The sequence below is a fragment of the Sphingomonas sp. BL-S-25 genome (assembly GCF_055521555.1).
Window position 1 is genome coordinate 1,708,908 of sequence record NZ_CM145486.1, and the last position, 15,876, is coordinate 1,724,783.

13 protein-coding genes are annotated in these 15,876 nt (G+C 63.6%); 10 read left to right on the forward strand and 3 right to left on the reverse strand.

The window, feature by feature from the left end; translation table 11 throughout:
• Positions 1–301: 301 nt before the first annotated feature.
• On the forward strand, positions 302–2,599 hold the full coding sequence (locus tag ACZ1H8_RS08165; protein WP_465180825.1) for an ATP-dependent nuclease: 2,298 nt from the start codon (positions 302–304) through the stop codon (positions 2,597–2,599).
• Positions 2,592–4,526 carry a UvrD-helicase domain-containing protein gene (locus ACZ1H8_RS08170; protein ID WP_465180826.1) on the forward strand — a complete coding sequence of 645 codons (1,935 nt, stop codon included), beginning with the start codon at positions 2,592–2,594 and terminating at the stop codon, positions 4,524–4,526. Before ACZ1H8_RS08165 ends, ACZ1H8_RS08170 begins: the two co-directional genes overlap by 8 nt.
• A 305-nt stretch (positions 4,527–4,831) precedes the next feature.
• Here the strand turns inward: ACZ1H8_RS08170 and ACZ1H8_RS08175 are convergent, their stop codons facing one another.
• Positions 4,832–5,755: a HEPN domain-containing protein gene (locus tag ACZ1H8_RS08175; RefSeq protein WP_465180827.1), complete on the reverse strand. Its 924-nt coding sequence runs from the start codon at positions 5,753–5,755 to the stop codon at positions 4,832–4,834.
• A gap of 72 nt (positions 5,756–5,827) precedes the next feature.
• Positions 5,828–6,043 (reverse strand): RNA polymerase sigma factor, encoded by a 216-nt coding sequence (locus tag ACZ1H8_RS08180; protein WP_465180828.1) that lies wholly within the window; start codon positions 6,041–6,043, stop codon positions 5,828–5,830.
• 408 nt (positions 6,044–6,451) lie between these two features.
• Here ACZ1H8_RS08180 and ACZ1H8_RS08185 point away from each other — a divergent pair, with 408 nt between their 5' ends.
• The 7 genes from ACZ1H8_RS08185 (at position 6,452) to ACZ1H8_RS08215 (ending at position 12,915) form a co-directional block, all read left to right on the forward strand.
• Positions 6,452–6,991: an RNA polymerase sigma factor gene (locus tag ACZ1H8_RS08185; RefSeq protein WP_465180829.1), complete on the forward strand. Its 540-nt coding sequence runs from the start codon at positions 6,452–6,454 to the stop codon at positions 6,989–6,991.
• Positions 6,988–8,064: a FecR family protein gene (locus ACZ1H8_RS08190; RefSeq protein ID WP_465180830.1), complete on the forward strand. Its 1,077-nt coding sequence runs from the start codon at positions 6,988–6,990 to the stop codon at positions 8,062–8,064. The genes ACZ1H8_RS08185 and ACZ1H8_RS08190 overlap by 4 nt, the downstream gene beginning before the upstream one ends.
• 367 nt (positions 8,065–8,431) lie before the next feature.
• Entirely contained in the window at positions 8,432–8,557 is a 126-nt protein-coding gene (locus ACZ1H8_RS08195) for a benenodin family lasso peptide (protein WP_465180831.1), read from the forward strand.
• Between the two features lie 57 nt (positions 8,558–8,614).
• Positions 8,615–9,268: a lasso peptide biosynthesis B2 protein gene (locus ACZ1H8_RS08200; RefSeq protein ID WP_465180832.1), complete on the forward strand. Its 654-nt coding sequence runs from the start codon at positions 8,615–8,617 to the stop codon at positions 9,266–9,268.
• Positions 9,265–10,989, forward strand: a complete 1,725-nt coding sequence (locus ACZ1H8_RS08205; protein ID WP_465180833.1) for an asparagine synthase-related protein — start codon at positions 9,265–9,267, stop codon at positions 10,987–10,989. The genes ACZ1H8_RS08200 and ACZ1H8_RS08205 overlap by 4 nt, the downstream gene beginning before the upstream one ends.
• 434 nt (positions 10,990–11,423) lie before the next feature.
• The gene (locus ACZ1H8_RS08210) at positions 11,424–11,900 is read left to right on the forward strand and encodes a thermonuclease family protein (RefSeq protein ID WP_465180834.1); all 477 of its coding nucleotides are present in this window, start codon (positions 11,424–11,426) and stop codon (positions 11,898–11,900) included.
• 820 nt (positions 11,901–12,720) lie between these two features.
• Positions 12,721–12,915, forward strand: a complete 195-nt coding sequence (locus ACZ1H8_RS08215; protein ID WP_465180835.1) for a hypothetical protein — start codon at positions 12,721–12,723, stop codon at positions 12,913–12,915.
• A 290-nt stretch (positions 12,916–13,205) separates the two neighbouring features.
• Here ACZ1H8_RS08215 and ACZ1H8_RS08220 read toward each other — a convergent pair whose 3' ends face one another.
• A complete protein-coding gene (locus tag ACZ1H8_RS08220) occupies positions 13,206–13,472 on the reverse strand; it encodes a DNA translocase FtsK (RefSeq protein ID WP_465180836.1) in 267 nt (88 codons plus the stop codon).
• A gap of 385 nt (positions 13,473–13,857) precedes the next feature.
• Between ACZ1H8_RS08220 and ACZ1H8_RS08225 the strand changes: the two genes are divergently transcribed.
• Complete coding sequence (locus ACZ1H8_RS08225) at positions 13,858–15,876, forward strand: conjugal transfer protein TraG (protein ID WP_465180837.1); 2,019 nt, start codon at positions 13,858–13,860, stop codon at positions 15,874–15,876.

Sequence of the window (15,876 nt, forward strand, 5' to 3'; positions counted from 1 at the left end):
CGGCTAGCCCGAACCATATGGCAGCTAACGACCAACATATGCCTTTCCGATGATCCGCCGGGAATGTCTGACCCCGCCGGAACCGGCCATTTCTATTCATGGCAGTTGCCGGATAGAAAGGCGCAATGCTCGGACATTCAGTCGCGGCGGTTCGGGTCCTGAAAGCGCACGCACATGAACTGTATTGGAAGCGACAACACTAGGGACAGCACGGACCCTCAGATTCAACCGCCGAAAGGGTGTGTGTTTAAGATTCCCAAGCGTGTTGTCAGCCGATAGTCTGACGTCCGGGGGGGACACGATGCACCTACATTCCTATCGACTGCGGAATTTTCGGCGGCTTCGGGACGTTCATGTCGAGCTCGCATCCGACATCTCGATTTTCGTTGGGGCGAACAACAGCGGAAAAACATCTGCCACGCAGGCGATGCAGATGTTTCTCTCCGGCGGCAAAGACGCGTTCTCGCTGTATGATTTCAGTTCGTATGTCTGGCCGTTGCTGGATGAGATCGGCGAACGAGAGGGCGAAATCGCCGAGGCCGAGTTTCCTACCGTTTCGCTCGACCTATGGTTCGAGGTAGGAGCGGAAGACCTCTATCTCGTTATCCCCATCCTGCCTTCGACCGCTTGGGCCGGAACGCTCGTTGGCGTCCGCGTCGAACTTGCGCCGAAAAATATCGCCGAGCTGATCCAGCGTTACCGCGCCGCTCATGATGATGGCCGGGCGAGGGCGGCCGCGCTGGTCGGTGGCGCAGGCGATTATGTGCCTTGGCCGAAATCGCTGTCGGCCTACCTGCTTGAGGAGCTGAGACGCGAGTACGAGCTGCGCTACTTCGTCCTCGATCACACGCAATTTGATGCGAAGTTTCAGGCGGTGGAAGGATATCAACCGCTGCCGCTGGGCAACGAACCGGGCGGCGCTGCCGTGCTTAAATCGCTCATCAAGGTCGATTTCCTGAACGCGCAGCGGCACCTCGCGGACCCATCAACGGTGTCCGGCGGCGGCGGTCGCTCGGAGGATTTGTCGAAGCGTCTAAGCCGCTTCTATCAGCGCAATCTCGATCAGCGCCAAGACGACCATCAGGCGCTCAAGGCGCTGTTCGAGTCTGAGGTGGGCCTCGACAAGCATCTCGCGGAAGTTTTTAAGGACACGTTGGAGCGATTGGCGCGCTTGGGTTATCCCGGCCTCAATAACCCACGGCTCGAAATTAAGTCGGCCCTGAATCCTGCGTCCATCATGACGCAGGACGCGCGCGTCCACTATATCTTGGGCGACGGCGCGCAGACGATCATGCTGCCCGACACCTACAACGGGCTCGGCTTCAAAAACCTGATTTATATGGTGGTCGAAGTGCTCGACCTTCAGGAGCGCTGGAAGGCCGAAGAGGAGAAGCGCGCTCCCCTCCATCTCATTTTCATCGAGGAGCCCGAGGCGCACCTTCACGCACAACTCCAGCAGGTATTCATTCGCAACATACTCGACCTGCTGGTCATACCGGGTGAGGCCGGGGGATCATTCGCCAGCCAAGCGGTCATTACGACGCACTCGCCGCACATCCTGTACGAGCGCGGCTTTCAGCCGATCCGTTACTTCCGGCGCGATTTGGTAGGAAACGATCAGGTAACCGAAGTGCTCAACCTCTCCGCGTTCTATGCGCAGGAAACAGAACATCGCGATTTCTTGCAACGGTATCTGAAACTCACCCACTGCGATTTGTTTTTCTCGGATGCCGCCGTGCTCGTGGAGGGCAACGTCGAGCGACTGTTGCTCCCGATTATGATATCGAAGGCGGCGACATCGCTGCGATCCTCCTGCATCTGCATTCTGGAGGTTGGCGGTGCCTTCGGTCACAAATTCAAGTCGCTGATTGAGTTTCTCGGGATCGTCACGCTGATTATCACCGACGTGGACAGCGTTACCCTGTTGCCTGCGGACCATGACGGCGACGATGACGACGATGACGAGCTTGAGATCGAAGTCGAGGCGCCAGAAGAGGAAGGCGTGGATGATTTCGAGGCGTTGTTGGGCGGTGACGTTCCGCCCGCACCGGCTGGCGAAGCCGCCGACCCTGCGCCCGCCCGTCGCTACGGTAGGAAATGTCTGCCGGGCGTGGCCGGGGCGGTCACTTCTAACCAGACTCTCGTGAAATGGCTTCCGGCAAAGCAATCGATCTATGATCTTTTCGCGGCGACGGAGCAGGAAAAGGAAACCCCGGTGGACGGCACGACCCGCGTCCGGGTGGCCTATCAGACGCCCGTGCCGGTCGTGTGGAATGGTCATAACGCCGAGCTGGCCGGGCGGACTTTGGAAGAAGCCTTCGGGCTCGAGAACGCCGCATGGTGCCAGAGCGCACAACAGAGGAAATTGGGGCTGCGCTTACGCGGTGCGCTGGTTGATCCTGCGGCGCTGGCGGCGGGGCTTCACAAGCGGGTCAGTGGTGACAAGTTCGACAAGACTAAGTTCGCCCTTGGGGTGCTTACGGCTCGACCGGAGGAGTGGCAGGTTCCGGCGTACATTCGGGATGGTCTCATTTGGCTCAAGGCACAGGTCGATCTCGAAGTAGAGGCCGAATTGGAAGCGGCGGTGGTCGATGAATAGCCGCGCGCAACAGCCCGATACGCAAGCTGACATAGATCTTCGGCAATGCCTGGGAGCACAGCCGCCAACCAGCTTCAATATGGTCGCCGGGGCGGGTTCGGGTAAAACCACGTCGCTGATTAAGGGGCTCTCCTCCATCCTCGCCATCCACGGCGAGCGTTTGCGGCTGAGGAGGCAGCGCGTGGCTTGCATCACCTATACCGAGATCGCGGCCGGGGAGATTTGGGCGGACGTGGGGAATAACCCCATCATTCACGTCTCCACGATCCATAGTTTCCTTTGGTCGATCGCGCGCGGCTTCCAGCAAGACATCGCCGCTTGGGTTGCGACCAGGATCGGCGAGAGGATCGATGAATTGCAGCACGCCGCCGCCAATTTTGGCACTCGCGTTCAGCAGAAAACGCGAGACAAGAACGCCCGCGATATCGTGCGCTACGAGCAGCAGCGCGAAGCAATCACTCGGGTTCGTACCTTCACTTACGGAACCGGAAGTGACTATGCCAAGGGCATCCTCGGTCACGACGACATCATAAAGATGGCTTCGCAGTTGATGATCCATCGCCCGCTTTTCCGAACTCTCGTCGCGCAGCAATTTCCGTTCGTTTTCGTGGACGAGAGCCAGGATACCTTCCCCGTCATCGTCGAAGCATTGATGGTGGTTCAGCGGCAGGAGCAGGACCGCTTTTGCCTCGGGTTCTTCGGTGATCCGATGCAACGCATCTATCCCACCGGCATCGGTACGGTTCCCAAACCCGAGGATTGGCGGGCGATTCCCAAGCCGGAAAATTTCCGTTCGCCGACCACGGTGTTGAACCTCGCGAACGCCATCCGGCGCGACGGCGACGATCTGGTTCAGGTCGGTGGCCGGAAGAAAAAAGAGGGCGGGGAGGAAGTGCCGGTCGTAGGCACGGCGCGACTGTTCGTCCTGCCTACCGACGCCCATCGCGACGAACGCGTGGCGCAAGTTCGGGCGTGGGTTGCCAACGCAAACGATGACGAGATTTGGCAGCCCGCCGCCCAGAACGATCCGGTGAAGATGCTAGTGATCGTCCATCGCATGGCGGCGAAGCGATTGGGTTTCGGAGACCTTTACGCAGCGCTCAACGACAAGGCGCCGGACGCCTTCAAAAATGGATTTCTGGACGCGACGGCTTGGCCGCTGCGACCGCTGGTTTCGTTTCTTCTGCCGCTTGCGGAGGCGGTCCGCGACGGGCGAGACTTCGATACGATGCGACTGCTTCGCCTCCATTCACCGTTGCTCGTGAAGGCTAACCTGCAAGGAGTGAACGTCGCTGAGCGCCTCAATCAACTTCAGGTTGTGAGCACCCAGATTGGTGAGCTGATGGGGCCGGATTCGCAGGCGACCATCCGTGACGTGCTGGTGCTTGCCAAAGAAAGGCGCTTGGTAGCGTTTGACCCCCGACTGTCCGCTTACCTAGAAGATGTCGCAGCGAACGAACCCGACGCCGAAGGGAACGAAGACGGCGAAGCGGAGGGGGAGGAAGATCCTTCAAACGAGATCAATGCGATGGCCGCGTTCCTCAAGTGCCCGGCCAATCAACTCCGGTCTTATCAGGCTTACGTCAGCGAGGAGTCGCCTTTCTCCACTCAGCAAGGTGTAAAGGGGGCTGAGTTTGATCGCGTGCTTGTTGTGCTCGACGACGACGAAGGCACGCACCTTCAATTCTCCTACGAAAAATACTTTGGTCTGAAGGAGCCTTCCGCGCGGGACAAAAAGATATTGGAAGAAGGGGGTGAAACCAGCGTCGAGCGAACGAGGCGGCTCTTCTACGTTTGCTGCACACGTGCTCGGCAAGACCTGGTTGTCGTTCTTTTCGTGGCCGATCCGGCAGCGGCGATAGCGCATATTCGCGGGCTCGGGCTCTTTCCGGAAGCGGATATTCTCTCGCAGGATGCGCTCGCTTAGCTGCCGCCAGGGCTTGATCGGCCGCTTCCCTATTCCGCTGTCCGAAAGTTGGCAGTCCGCGATCAGCCAGCCCTGTTGGCAACTCGCCGCCGGTACGATTGGGCGAGAAATGACCGATCCTGACGAAAGCCGTCGTTGTTGCAGGCCGCCGGGAATGACGGGATTGTTCCCAGTTTCGGTCACTCCGGCAGTCGGCTCTCAGCGGCGTGACTGACGGTGGGTTCCGGCGTGCGCCGGCTGTGCCTGAACGGTGCTTCTTGAGCGCTAAGCTGCTAGGAATGAGCCGTTTTCGGCGGGGCAATCTATCAAACCGCCGCACTACATTCGAGTTTACCAATATGCTCCTCGCATATCACTCGCACTGCGCGACCAAGCGCCTCAACGCGGTCGCCGAGCCAGGCGAGCTCTTCGACACTGATGCGGTAGTGCTTTGAATAGCGTGCCTTCACATACGCTTCCTTGAGCTGTTCGAAGCGGCCCCGATCGGCTCGAGTATCGCGCGGCCACGCATCTATCAGACGCGGATCAATGCGTTCAGCCTGTGTCCGGAGAAAGCCGAGATTGTGTACGTGGGGCGTGTAGAAGGTGCAGACCAGCAGGACACAATGATAGAGACACTCGACAGCCTGATGATATTCGAACGCAGCGTGTTTGAGTAGGCCCTGCTGCACGGCGTACTTGGCGAGCTTGTCCCGGCCGTTCGCAGCAGGAAACCACTCCGCAAAATACTCCTGCGCCATCGCCAGCGCCTGCTGTGGCGTCTTGGGCTTCGGCTCGTGCAGCTCGGTGCTGTCGCTTTCGTATAGCGCGATCCCATCCCGAGCGACGTCCATGAAGAAGTAGCGTCCATGCGCCAAGCCGTCGTTCACTTCGTGCAAGGTGTGCACGATGAAGTTGATCGGCGTACGAAGCGTCTTCGTAACCGCCAACTCGCGGTTCAGCCGATCCTCTGCCGTGGACCAGAAGGCGGCTCGATCGGTCAGCTTGTCATGATTGACGATGATCAGCAGGTCGAAGTCGGACTGATAGCCCTTCGCCGTATGCGGCTCGTCCACCCAGCCGCCACGGGCATAGCTGCCGTAGAGGATGACCTTGAGGATGCGTGCCTGGCGCTTCCATTCGACTGTAGCGGTCGCGGTGGCGTCCCTAAACTCCTCGAACACGATCTGCACCACGCGCTCGAGCTCGCGCTGCTTGGCCGGTGGCAGGTGATCGAGATCGGTACGCATTCAAGAATCCTAGACGCGTGAGGCGGTGATGCAACCGCCAGAAGGGCAATCATGCGCCACTTTCGATCGGTCTCATCGGTCGGTTGGTGGCAGATGGCGACCGAGCCGGAACAGCGCCGATGCCAACAGCTGTTCGACCTCGGCAACGGTGATCACGAGCCGCTCGGCGATCGCGGAATAATCCAGGCCATCGACCGCGTGAAGCTCGAACACCGTCCGCTCCGCCGGTGGTAGCGTGCCAAGCGCTTCGCGCAGTAGAGCAGCTGGTTCGGGACGGACCTCGTTCATCGGAATGCTCCTTCCGCCGGCCAGAAGGGGCCGACAGCACGCGAACCGGGCACGCCAGGAGCGGTGGCCCGCACCGAAGGGCGAAGCGAAGCGGAGCACCCGGCACCGCCGGGTTGCGGGACACCGCGGCGTGCCCGAAACGCGGCGCCCGGTCACGGCCAGCGGAAGAGGCGATGCCCTGCACCATTCGTCACCTGTTGCGAACGCCTGCAAACTGACGCAGACTCCGACCGCAGCGCGGTATCGAGCCGGCAGCCCGCTGCGGACTGACCGCCAGGCATCAAGCGCTTCCGGCCATGGCGGTCGGGGGTAATCTTCCGAGGCACCGCCCGGCACGAGACAGGTTCTCGTGCGACCCTATTTCCATGCCCGCGCGATGCGCGGCGGCAGCTGCCCGCGGTGACGCGAATGGGGCAGCCCGACAAGGATCCTAGCGAGGCCGGCGTTCGAAGCGGCAGCGGTGAGGCACGCTTCGACGCGCTCTACCGCGAGCAGGCACCGCGCCTGCGGCGCTGGCTCGATGCGCGCCTGAAATCGCGCGAGGAAGCAAACGACCTGGTGCAGGACGCTTTCTCGCGACTGCTCGGCTCAGATGCCCGGGAGAGCCTGCGCCAACCGGAGGCGTTCCTCAACCGGATCGTGCGCAACCTGTTGATCGACCGCTCGCGCCGGGCATCGAACCGAACGGCCCATGTGCCGATCGACGAGACGAACGAACCCGCGACTCGCGCCACCCAGGGGGATGTCATCGAGCTGGCACAGATGCGCGAGCGCTACCGGACTGCCGTCGATGCGCTGCCACCGCGCACGCGGCAGGTGTTCCTGCTCCACCGTGCCGACGAGCTGGGCTACAAGGAAATCGCGACTCAGCTCGGCATTGGCATCCGCACCGTCGAATGGCATGTCGGCGAGGCGCTGGTGCGGATCGGCAAGGACCTAGGACAATGACCATCGCCGGCGGGCCGGCAGGTGAGGATCGCGAAACCCTCGAGCGCGAGGCCGCGCACTGGTTCGCGCGGCTTCGCGGCCCCGATGCCGAGGACAGCCGCGCCGAGTTCGAGACGTGGCTGGCGAAGGGATCCGAGCATCGGTCCGCGTACAACCGCGCCGCCGAGATCTTCGCGATGGGCAAGCTGCTCTCGGAGCCGCATCAGCCGGTTCCCACGGGCTCGTCAAAGCCGGAACCCACACACGAAACCTCTGCGCTCGCACCCGCCGAGCGCCGCAGGGCTTCTGCAATGGTATTGGCGAGCGTCGCGGCTTGCGTCATCGGCCTGGGCGGATGGGCGGTGTTCCATCGGTCGGGACCCGACGCGGATCAGCGCGCGGTCGCCGCCGGCATCGAAGATCATCGCAGGGTTGCGACCGTAGCGGGTGAGACGCGCGTCGTGCGGCTGGCGGACGGCTCGACAGTGCATCTCGGCACCGCCACCATCCTCGAGGTCGACATCAAAAGCGGCCAGCGTGACTTGAGACTGTCGCACGGTCAGGCCCGGTTCGAGGTCGCACACGAAGGGCGTCCTTTCATTGTCCATGCAGGTGGCGGCAGCGTCACCGCGCGCGGCACCGTCTTCGACGTCGCGCTGACGGCGGCTGGAAAGGTCGATGTTCGCCTGCTGCAAGGCGCGATCGATGTCGCGCTTCCGCGGGAACAGGCTTCGCAAAAGCCGCCCGTCCGCAAGCTGGCGGCCGGCGAGAGGGTCTCCTTCGACGCGCTGCTCGTGCCTCTAGCGACGTCCACGCCGCGCACGAATTCGGAGCCAAGGGCCGCGGCCACTGCGCGCGAGTTCGAGGGAGTGAGCGTCGGGGAACTGATCGCGCTCGCGAATAGCGGGTCCGGGCGCCCGATCCGGCTGGCCGATGTCTCGCTCGCCGGCGAGCGGGTCTCCGGCCGGTTCCGCCTCGACGATAGCGAAAGGCTGGCAAGGCGGCTCGGCGCGCTGTTCGGTCGGAAGGTGGACGCCAGTAACCCCGCGGAGATTGTGCTGGCCTCAGCGGGAGCCGGCACTGTGGGCGATTGAGCGGTCCGGAGGCAAAGGCTCGCGAAAACAGCACGCGGCACGCTGCGGGCCATGCTCAGCGCCCAAGTTACAGATGAAGTCACTTCGCGGGTGAGGTGCTCTTGCGGCCACAGATTACCAATATAACAATCGATGATCCGTGAGCCGTATAGACAAATGCGGCCGGGTGGCCGCCATTATGTCCAAGCCTGATGGCTAAAGGTGGTGGCGCGTGTCCCCATCGCACGCTTTCCTCGCCCGGCTATACGGTGCGAGAGGCAGATCGAAACAATCGAATTATAATCCGATTATTAGCTTCTTATCCCGACAAAGCCGAGTATCTTCGGAATGGTCATGGCCATGACTTTTCTCGCAATGGAGAACTGCCATGAAACGCGAACATGAAGACACCATCGAACTCGGCGTCGTGAGCATCGACACCAAGGGCCTCTTCGTCGGCGGTGCCGACCAGGATAACGGCCAGCTGAAGCCGATCGGCCTCAGCGACGACTGATGGAAGCTGGCGCGTGCCTCAACGGGCGCGCGCCTTTCCCATATAAGAGGTTCAGCCATGCCGCTCAGCCTGCGCGCCGGGCTGTCGTGGTGCGTCTGTGCGCATCAGGCAGTCTTTCTCGACCTCAAGGGCGATCGATATTTTCGCCTGCCGGAGACACTCGACGGCCTTTTCCAGCGCTGGGCGGCCGGCAAGGAGATCGCCACCGGTGACCTCGCGCCTCTCGTCGCGCGCGGGATTCTCGAGCCCGGCGGCTGCGGACCGGTGCCCCCTGCCCGACATACGCCGGCAATCAGGGACTTCGCGCTTGGCAATAAGCATCGCGCTGCGCTCCGGCACGTCATCGCTGCGATCGGCAGCCAATTGCGGGCGCGCCATGCCCTCAGGCGCCATCCGATCGCGAGCATCGTGGCGCGCCTCGTCGCAGAGCGCGCGACCGCGGCAAACCTTGTGCTGGACGAAAGGCGCCACCGCCGCGTCGCCAGCGCATTCGCTACCAGTTTGATGGTGCTGCGCGCGGCCGACGAATGCCTTCCCCGCGCTGTCGCGGCGCAGCGAATGTGTCAGCGGCAGGGATTGGACACGGCCCTGGTTTTCGGAGTCCGCCTCAATCCGTTTGCGGCGCATAGCTGGGTCCAGGCAGGCGATGCAGTGATCGTCGGCGATCTCGAGAATGTGCGGCTCTACACGCCGATCCTGGTGCTGCGATGAGGCCCCGCTACATCCTGATCGTCGGCCCCGAAGCAGTGCCCATGGCGAGCCGCGTCGCGCAGGCAACTGGCCTGCACCTGACCCGGACCGCCCCGAACGTCGCAATATTGGTGAACGATTCCTGCAGCTGTCTCGACATCGATAGCCAGGCGATAGTGGTCGGCACCCTGTTTCATCGCCATGGCCCCGCCCGGCCGATCGAGGCATTCGGCGAAGCGGAACAAGTGACGCTGGCACGTGACGGCACGCGAGCGCTGCTGCGATCCTATTGGGGCGGCTATCTTGCGCTCTTGATGCGCGGCGACGCTGTCGAGATCCTGCGCGATCCCTCGGCCTCGCTGCCTTGCTACCGCGCGCACTCGGGACGCACAGCATATTTCGCGTCCGACGTCGAATTGCTGGCGCAGGCGAAAGGCGACCCTCTCGCGATCGACTGGGATGCGCTCGGGCGCTTCCTCCATAGCTGCGGGCTCCCCACGACCGAGACCGCACTTGAAGGCGTAAGCGTGCTCCTGCCCGGCGATGCCGTGCTTCTGGGTGGCGAATCCGAGCGCGCATCGCCGGGCTGGTCGCCCTGGGATGTCGTCGAGCCGCGCGCCGAAGAGCCGGGTGCTACGGTCGAAAGGCTGCGCCGCACGATCGAGCTTTGCGTCGCGGGATTGTCCGCCCGCTACAGATATCCGCTGGTCAGCCTGTCGGGTGGCCTCGATTCCTCGATCGTCGCGGCGTGCCTGGCACGCGCCGGCCGGACCGCGTCCTGCCTCACCATGTACACCGATGACCCGGCCGGCGATGAGCGCGGATTTGCCGGGACGCTGTGCACCGAGCTCGGCCTGCCGCTTGCGACATGCCGCTACGACCTGGGCAATGTGGACCTGGGCCGCGCCCTTGGCGCGCATCTCCCATTTCCGGTGGGCCGGGCAGAGGCCCAACCCTATGAGGCAGCCCACCGCGCAGTCGCTGCCCGTGAGGGCGCAGATGCCTTTTTCAGTGGCAATGGCGGCGACAATGTCTTCGGCTTCTCGCAGTCGGCCGCGGCGCTGGCGGACCGAGCGCTGTACGAGGGACCGGGCGCCGGCGCTTTCGCCACCTTGCGCGATATTTGCCGGCAGACCGGTGCGGGGCCGCTACGCGTCACGCGCGCGGCCGCGCGCATCGCACGACAGCCCGCCGCCTATAGCTGGAAGCCGAGCCTGGGCTTTCTCCACCCCAACCTAGTCGACGCGCTGTGCGGCCGCGTCTTCGCGCATCGCTGGCTCGATGCCCCGCCAGGCGCGCTGCCGGGGAAGGCGGCCCATATCGCCGGCTTGTTGCGTGCCCATCTCACCCTAGAGTCGGATCGCAGCCGGATCGCCCCGCTCGTCAATCCGTTGCTGGCGCAGCCGATCGTCGAGGCGTGCCTCAGCATTCCGAGCTGGCAGTGGCGCGAAGGTGGACGCGACCGCGCCGCGGTCCGAACCGCTTTTGCAGGTCGGCTTCCTGACGCGATCCTGGCGCGCAGGGTCAAGGGCACGCCTGACCCGTTCTGCGGCGAGATCGTCCAGCGCAGGCGCGAGGAACTGCGTGAGCGGCTGCTGGACGGACAGCTCGTCGCTCGTCGGATTCTCGATCCTGGCGCGATCGACGAAGCATTGCGGCCGGATCGGTCGACAAGCGCCGAGCAGAATGTGCGCCTGCTCGAACTCGTCAACGCCGAAGCATGGTGCGGCGTCTGGTCGTAAAGCCGCGCAGGCGACCGGGCGCCGGAAAAGTTGTGAAGGCCAGAGCCAGAAGAGTAGAAAAGTGATGACTGCGGAAGATATGCAGGTGATCGAGCTGTTCGGTAAGCGGCGACACTCGCGGGAACCCGGTTGGTCGAGCCGAAAGCGACTCCGGATTCTTGCAGCTCGGCGGGCTCACGGACGATTAGGCCGGGTACTTAGGGTCCCTTTCGATCGTGCGTTGCCGGGGCTAGAAGAGCCGCCGGTCGATACGCCGGAAGGCACTTCACCCGCAGCGGTTACCTCCCGAGCCGCACTGCGCCAGTGACGGTCGCCGATCCGAGCCAGCGGCATCTTATCGCTAGGCGTCGATCGCTCCTACAGGCGCGTGACTATTGCGGGGTGAGAAAGCTGCGAGCTTTTGCGGCGACAGGTGAGGCGCTAGGTCCGACAGGATGAAGCGTCGAACGTTCCGCCTCCTGTTCGCTACCACCGTGCTGGTCGGCATCACGTTGGGTGCCTTCGCGATACCTGCCCCTCCCCGAGCCCCATCGGATGCGTGGGCCACCGACAGATTGACGGGCTGCCGGGTTGTCGACGGCGACACGCTGAATTGCGAGGGAGAGCGTATCCGGCTTCTTGCGATCGACGCTCCCGAGAAGGCCGGGACATGCCGCCCAGGGAGGAAATGCGCGCCCGGGGATCCTGTGGCATCTGCTGCCAGCCTGCAGGCGGCGATGCGCGGGACGTTGACCATCGAGAGGCTCGGGCAGGATCGCTATGGTCGGACATTGGCCCTCGTGCGAAGCAGCAGGGGCGATCTTTCATGCTGGCAGCTCAGCCGGCGCCAGGCGATCTACCGCAAGGACTGGGACGATGCGAACCGGGTAGCGCGCCTCTGCCCTGACGCGCTTCCGGCGGCTCAAAGGTAATCTATCTCGTTGCCGGACGGGTTGCCGGCCGTCCCGTTATCAGACCTATGTTCGGTTCAGGCCAGGCCCGTTCACCTACCCTGCCGATATCGAGAGACCATCGCAGGGGTAACGTCGCTTGCGAAACATAAGGGCGCATATCCACCGCCGCGACTCCAGGCGCTGCGACCACCGCATCGGCTGCCATTGCGTGCCGAGTTGTAGGGGCACGGGCAATTGCCAGGATAGCTCGCGATAGATTGCTTGATCAGCCGCTGCTTGATGTGTGCGGTAGAGAGCGCGCCACTTTGCGCAGCCGCAGGCGCCGCAAGCATCACAGCAGCGCCCACCAAGAGTGTCAGCCTCATTCTTCGCCCCCCAATCCGTAAGGAGAGCTTAAATAGTCGTTACGAAAACGTAATAATCAATTTCCGATCATGCGAAGGCGCGTGGGTCGACGGGCAAATAGATTGGCCTGTGCGGCTTCCGGATTTAACGGACCACATGCCGGGCGATCATGCGCGACGAGCTTCCCGAGCCGCCAATCCTTGTCGCCGAAAGACGACGTGCCGCCCCTCTGGTAAGTTAAGCAAAGCCTGACGGTTGGAAACGGTCACAGCGGCGTGCGCGTGCCCTTTTTGTACTGGAAACCGCCACCGCGCAGGCGTCATCAAGGTTCGAGATTTCATGCCTATTTGCTGGCACCTGGCGAACCTGACACGCCAATCGATGAGCGGAGGGTCCCGAATTTTCCCACATTGGCGATCTCACACCGGTCTCCCTCTGCCGATCGCTTGCCGATATCCGGCGCGCGCAATATGTCCTAATTCATGATAACAGAATGTTCGCCGAGGCGGTTCTTCTGACAATGGTGAGGAACGGAAGAGATCTGGCGGTGGCACTGTCGTGCCTCGCGTTCATCGGCTGCGCGATCTATTTCGACTGGCGCGCCGCCTTGCTGATGTACCTCGCATGGCTTGTCGAGGATCGGCTGCTGACGAAGCCAGGCCGCAACGGCAGGGCTCGGGATCAATAGGGAAGTCTGCGCAGGGCGTCCCAGCGCGGAAGCGCGCTCAGTCGGCGTGCAACTACCGAACTCGTCGATCTGACCCCCTGCGGCGGTGCGACTATGTGAAAACCTCGTCGATCGCCGTTGCGATGCCAGCCGGGGGTTTCATCGTAGCTCGCTTGAGCTCGCCGACCCGGTGCAATGCCGCAGGCGGTTGAAGCCAAGCATGTGCGGCGCGACCATCTTCGAACAGTCGGGAAGCCCTTTGGCTTGGCCTCGATCGAACGGGATAGCTGCGCAGAAAAGCGACCGGCGCTTCATGGGCTGCCCGCTTGAACGGGCTCGAGCTGCGGGGGTCTCGCAAGGACCGAGCGGACGCCTCGCTCATCTGCTGCGGAAATTACGCCTGCGCGTTCCATGCGATCGAGGTGAGTCATGGCTTCGTTGAAGCCGATTCCCAGGCTGCGGGCGACAAAGCTTCCGGACGCGCGGCGCGAGACAATCACGAGATTCCTGGCAAGAAGATAGTTGAGCTCGCAATAGGCGCGGGGCGGCTGCCAGCCGGGTGGGATCACGACGGTCATCGTAGGGTGCCTCCGAATCCATCGACAAGCCCTGGACGGCGTTCATGGTGGTCGCAGTCATATGGCACCGCCAGACCGACGGATGCAAAGCTCTCAACGGTTTCATTTCGTAACAGGTCAGGCGGGCGCTCGCCACGCGCATCCAGCTGAGATTTCCCGATCCGCGATCCCTCAACTCCGCCCGCTGCGGCTCCCGGTCTGCGACTTCCAAAACCCCCGCCAGCAGCGCGACGACGAAGCCGAAAGCCAGCTCGACTTCGAGAGCATGTCCGAAATGCCCCAGAGATGACCTTCCAGACACCAGCCGGGGCCTGACGCGAAGATCGGAATCCGGCGATTCTTGAGCCCGAACCCAAGACGCTGAGTCGCTTGGGCGGAGGCCCGGATGACACCGACGAAACTCCTCATTGGTCAGATGCTGATTGTCGCCGCGATCGTCATCGCGGGCATCTGGTCCGCCACCCAGTGGGCGGCGGCGGCGCTCGCCTACCAGCCCGAGCTCGGCGCGCCCTGGTTCGAGCTGGGCGATCTGCCCGTCTACGCGCCCTGGTCGATCTTCCCGTGGTGGTTCCATTTCGACGCCTACGCCCCGGTCGTGTTCGACGAAGCCGGCGCGATCGCCGCGGCCGGTGGGATGCTGGGGTGCGGCGCAGCGGTCGCCGGTTCGATCTGGCGCGCACGCCAGCAAGGCAACGTTACGACCTATGGCTCGGCGCGCTGGGCAAGTCCGCGCGACATCCGCGCCGCCGGGCTCACCGCCGAGGCAGGCGTGTTTCTGGGCCGGTTCGCGTCCCATTATCTGCGTCACGACGGGCCCGAGCATGTCATGGCATTCGCGCCGACCCGCTCGGGCAAGGGCGTCGGCCTCGTGGTGCCGACGCTGCTCGGCTGGACCGGCTCGGCGGTCATCCACGACATCAAGGGCGAGAACTGGCAGCTGACCGCCGGCTGGCGCTCGCGCTTCTCGCACTGCCTGCTCTTCAATCCGACCGATGCGCGCTCGGCGCGCTACAACCCCCTGCTCGAGGTGCGCCGCGGCACAGACGAGGTCCGCGACGTCCAGAACATCGCGGACATCCTGGTCGATCCCGAGGGTGCGCTCGAACGCCGCAACCACTGGGAGAAGACCAGCCACTCGCTGCTGGTCGGCGCGATCCTGCATATCCTCTATGCCGAGGAGGAGAAGACGCTCGCGAGGGTCGCGACCTTCCTGTCCGACCCCGAGCGCCCGTTCGTCGCGACGCTTCGCGCGATGATGACCACCAACCACCTCGGCAGCGAGGAAATGCCCCTGGTGCATCCGGTCGTCGCCTCGGCCGCGCGCGAGCTGCTCAACAAGTCCGAGAACGAGCGCTCGGGCGTGCTGTCGACGGCCATGTCTTTTCTCGGCCTCTACCGCGACCCGACTGTCGCCGCGGTCACCGCGGCCTCGGACTGGCGGGTCGAGGACCTTGTCTCGGCACGGCATCCGGTCTCGCTCTATCTGGTCGTCCCGCCCTCGGACATCAGTCGCACCAAGCCGCTGATCCGGCTGGTGCTCAACCAGATCGGCCGTCGCCTGACCGAGCAGCTCCATGCCGCGGGCACGCCCAGCCGCCACCGGCTGCTGATGATGCTGGACGAGTTCCCGGCACTCGGCCGCCTGGATTTCTTCGAGACCAGCCTGGCGTTCCTCGCCGGCTACGGTGTGCGCGCCTTCCTGATCGCGCAAAGCCTGAACCAGATCGAGAAGGCGTATGGCGAACACAACGCCATCCTCGACAATTGCCATGTCCGCGTCGCCTTCGCGACGAACGACGAACGGACCGCGAAGCGCATCTCCGACGCGCTTGGCACCGCCACTGAGCAGCGCTCGATGAGAAACTATGCCGGCCACCGCCTCGCCCCGTGGCTCGCGCACGTCATGGTCAGCCGCCAGGAGACCGCACGCGCGCTGCTGACGCCTGGCGAAGTCATGCAGCTGCCGCCGACCGACGAGGTTGTGCTCGTCGCGGGCTGCCCGCCGGTGCGCGCCAGTAAGTTGCGCTACTTCGAGGACGCGCAGTTCAAGCTGCGGATCCTGCCGCCCCCGGCGCTCGGCAAAGACGGGGCTGGCGATTTGCCGCCAAGGCGCCCTCATGACTGGGAGGAGCGCGTTCGCCCGGTCGACGCAAGACTCGCCGAAGTTGTGGCTGACGAAGACGAGGACGCAGGCGGACTCGAGCAGGTGCGCCATCCCGCCCAGGAAGTGACGATCGCGGCGCCGATCGACCAGATGCCCGCCGACCCGTTCTGCCTGGGCGAGGATGAAGGCGACCCCGCCGCCGACAAGCGCGCGATGGATCAGGCCGCGAGCACCGCCCGGCGTGCCTATGCAATCGACATGACCGATACGCGGCCCGGCAATCTCGAGCTGGACTTCTGA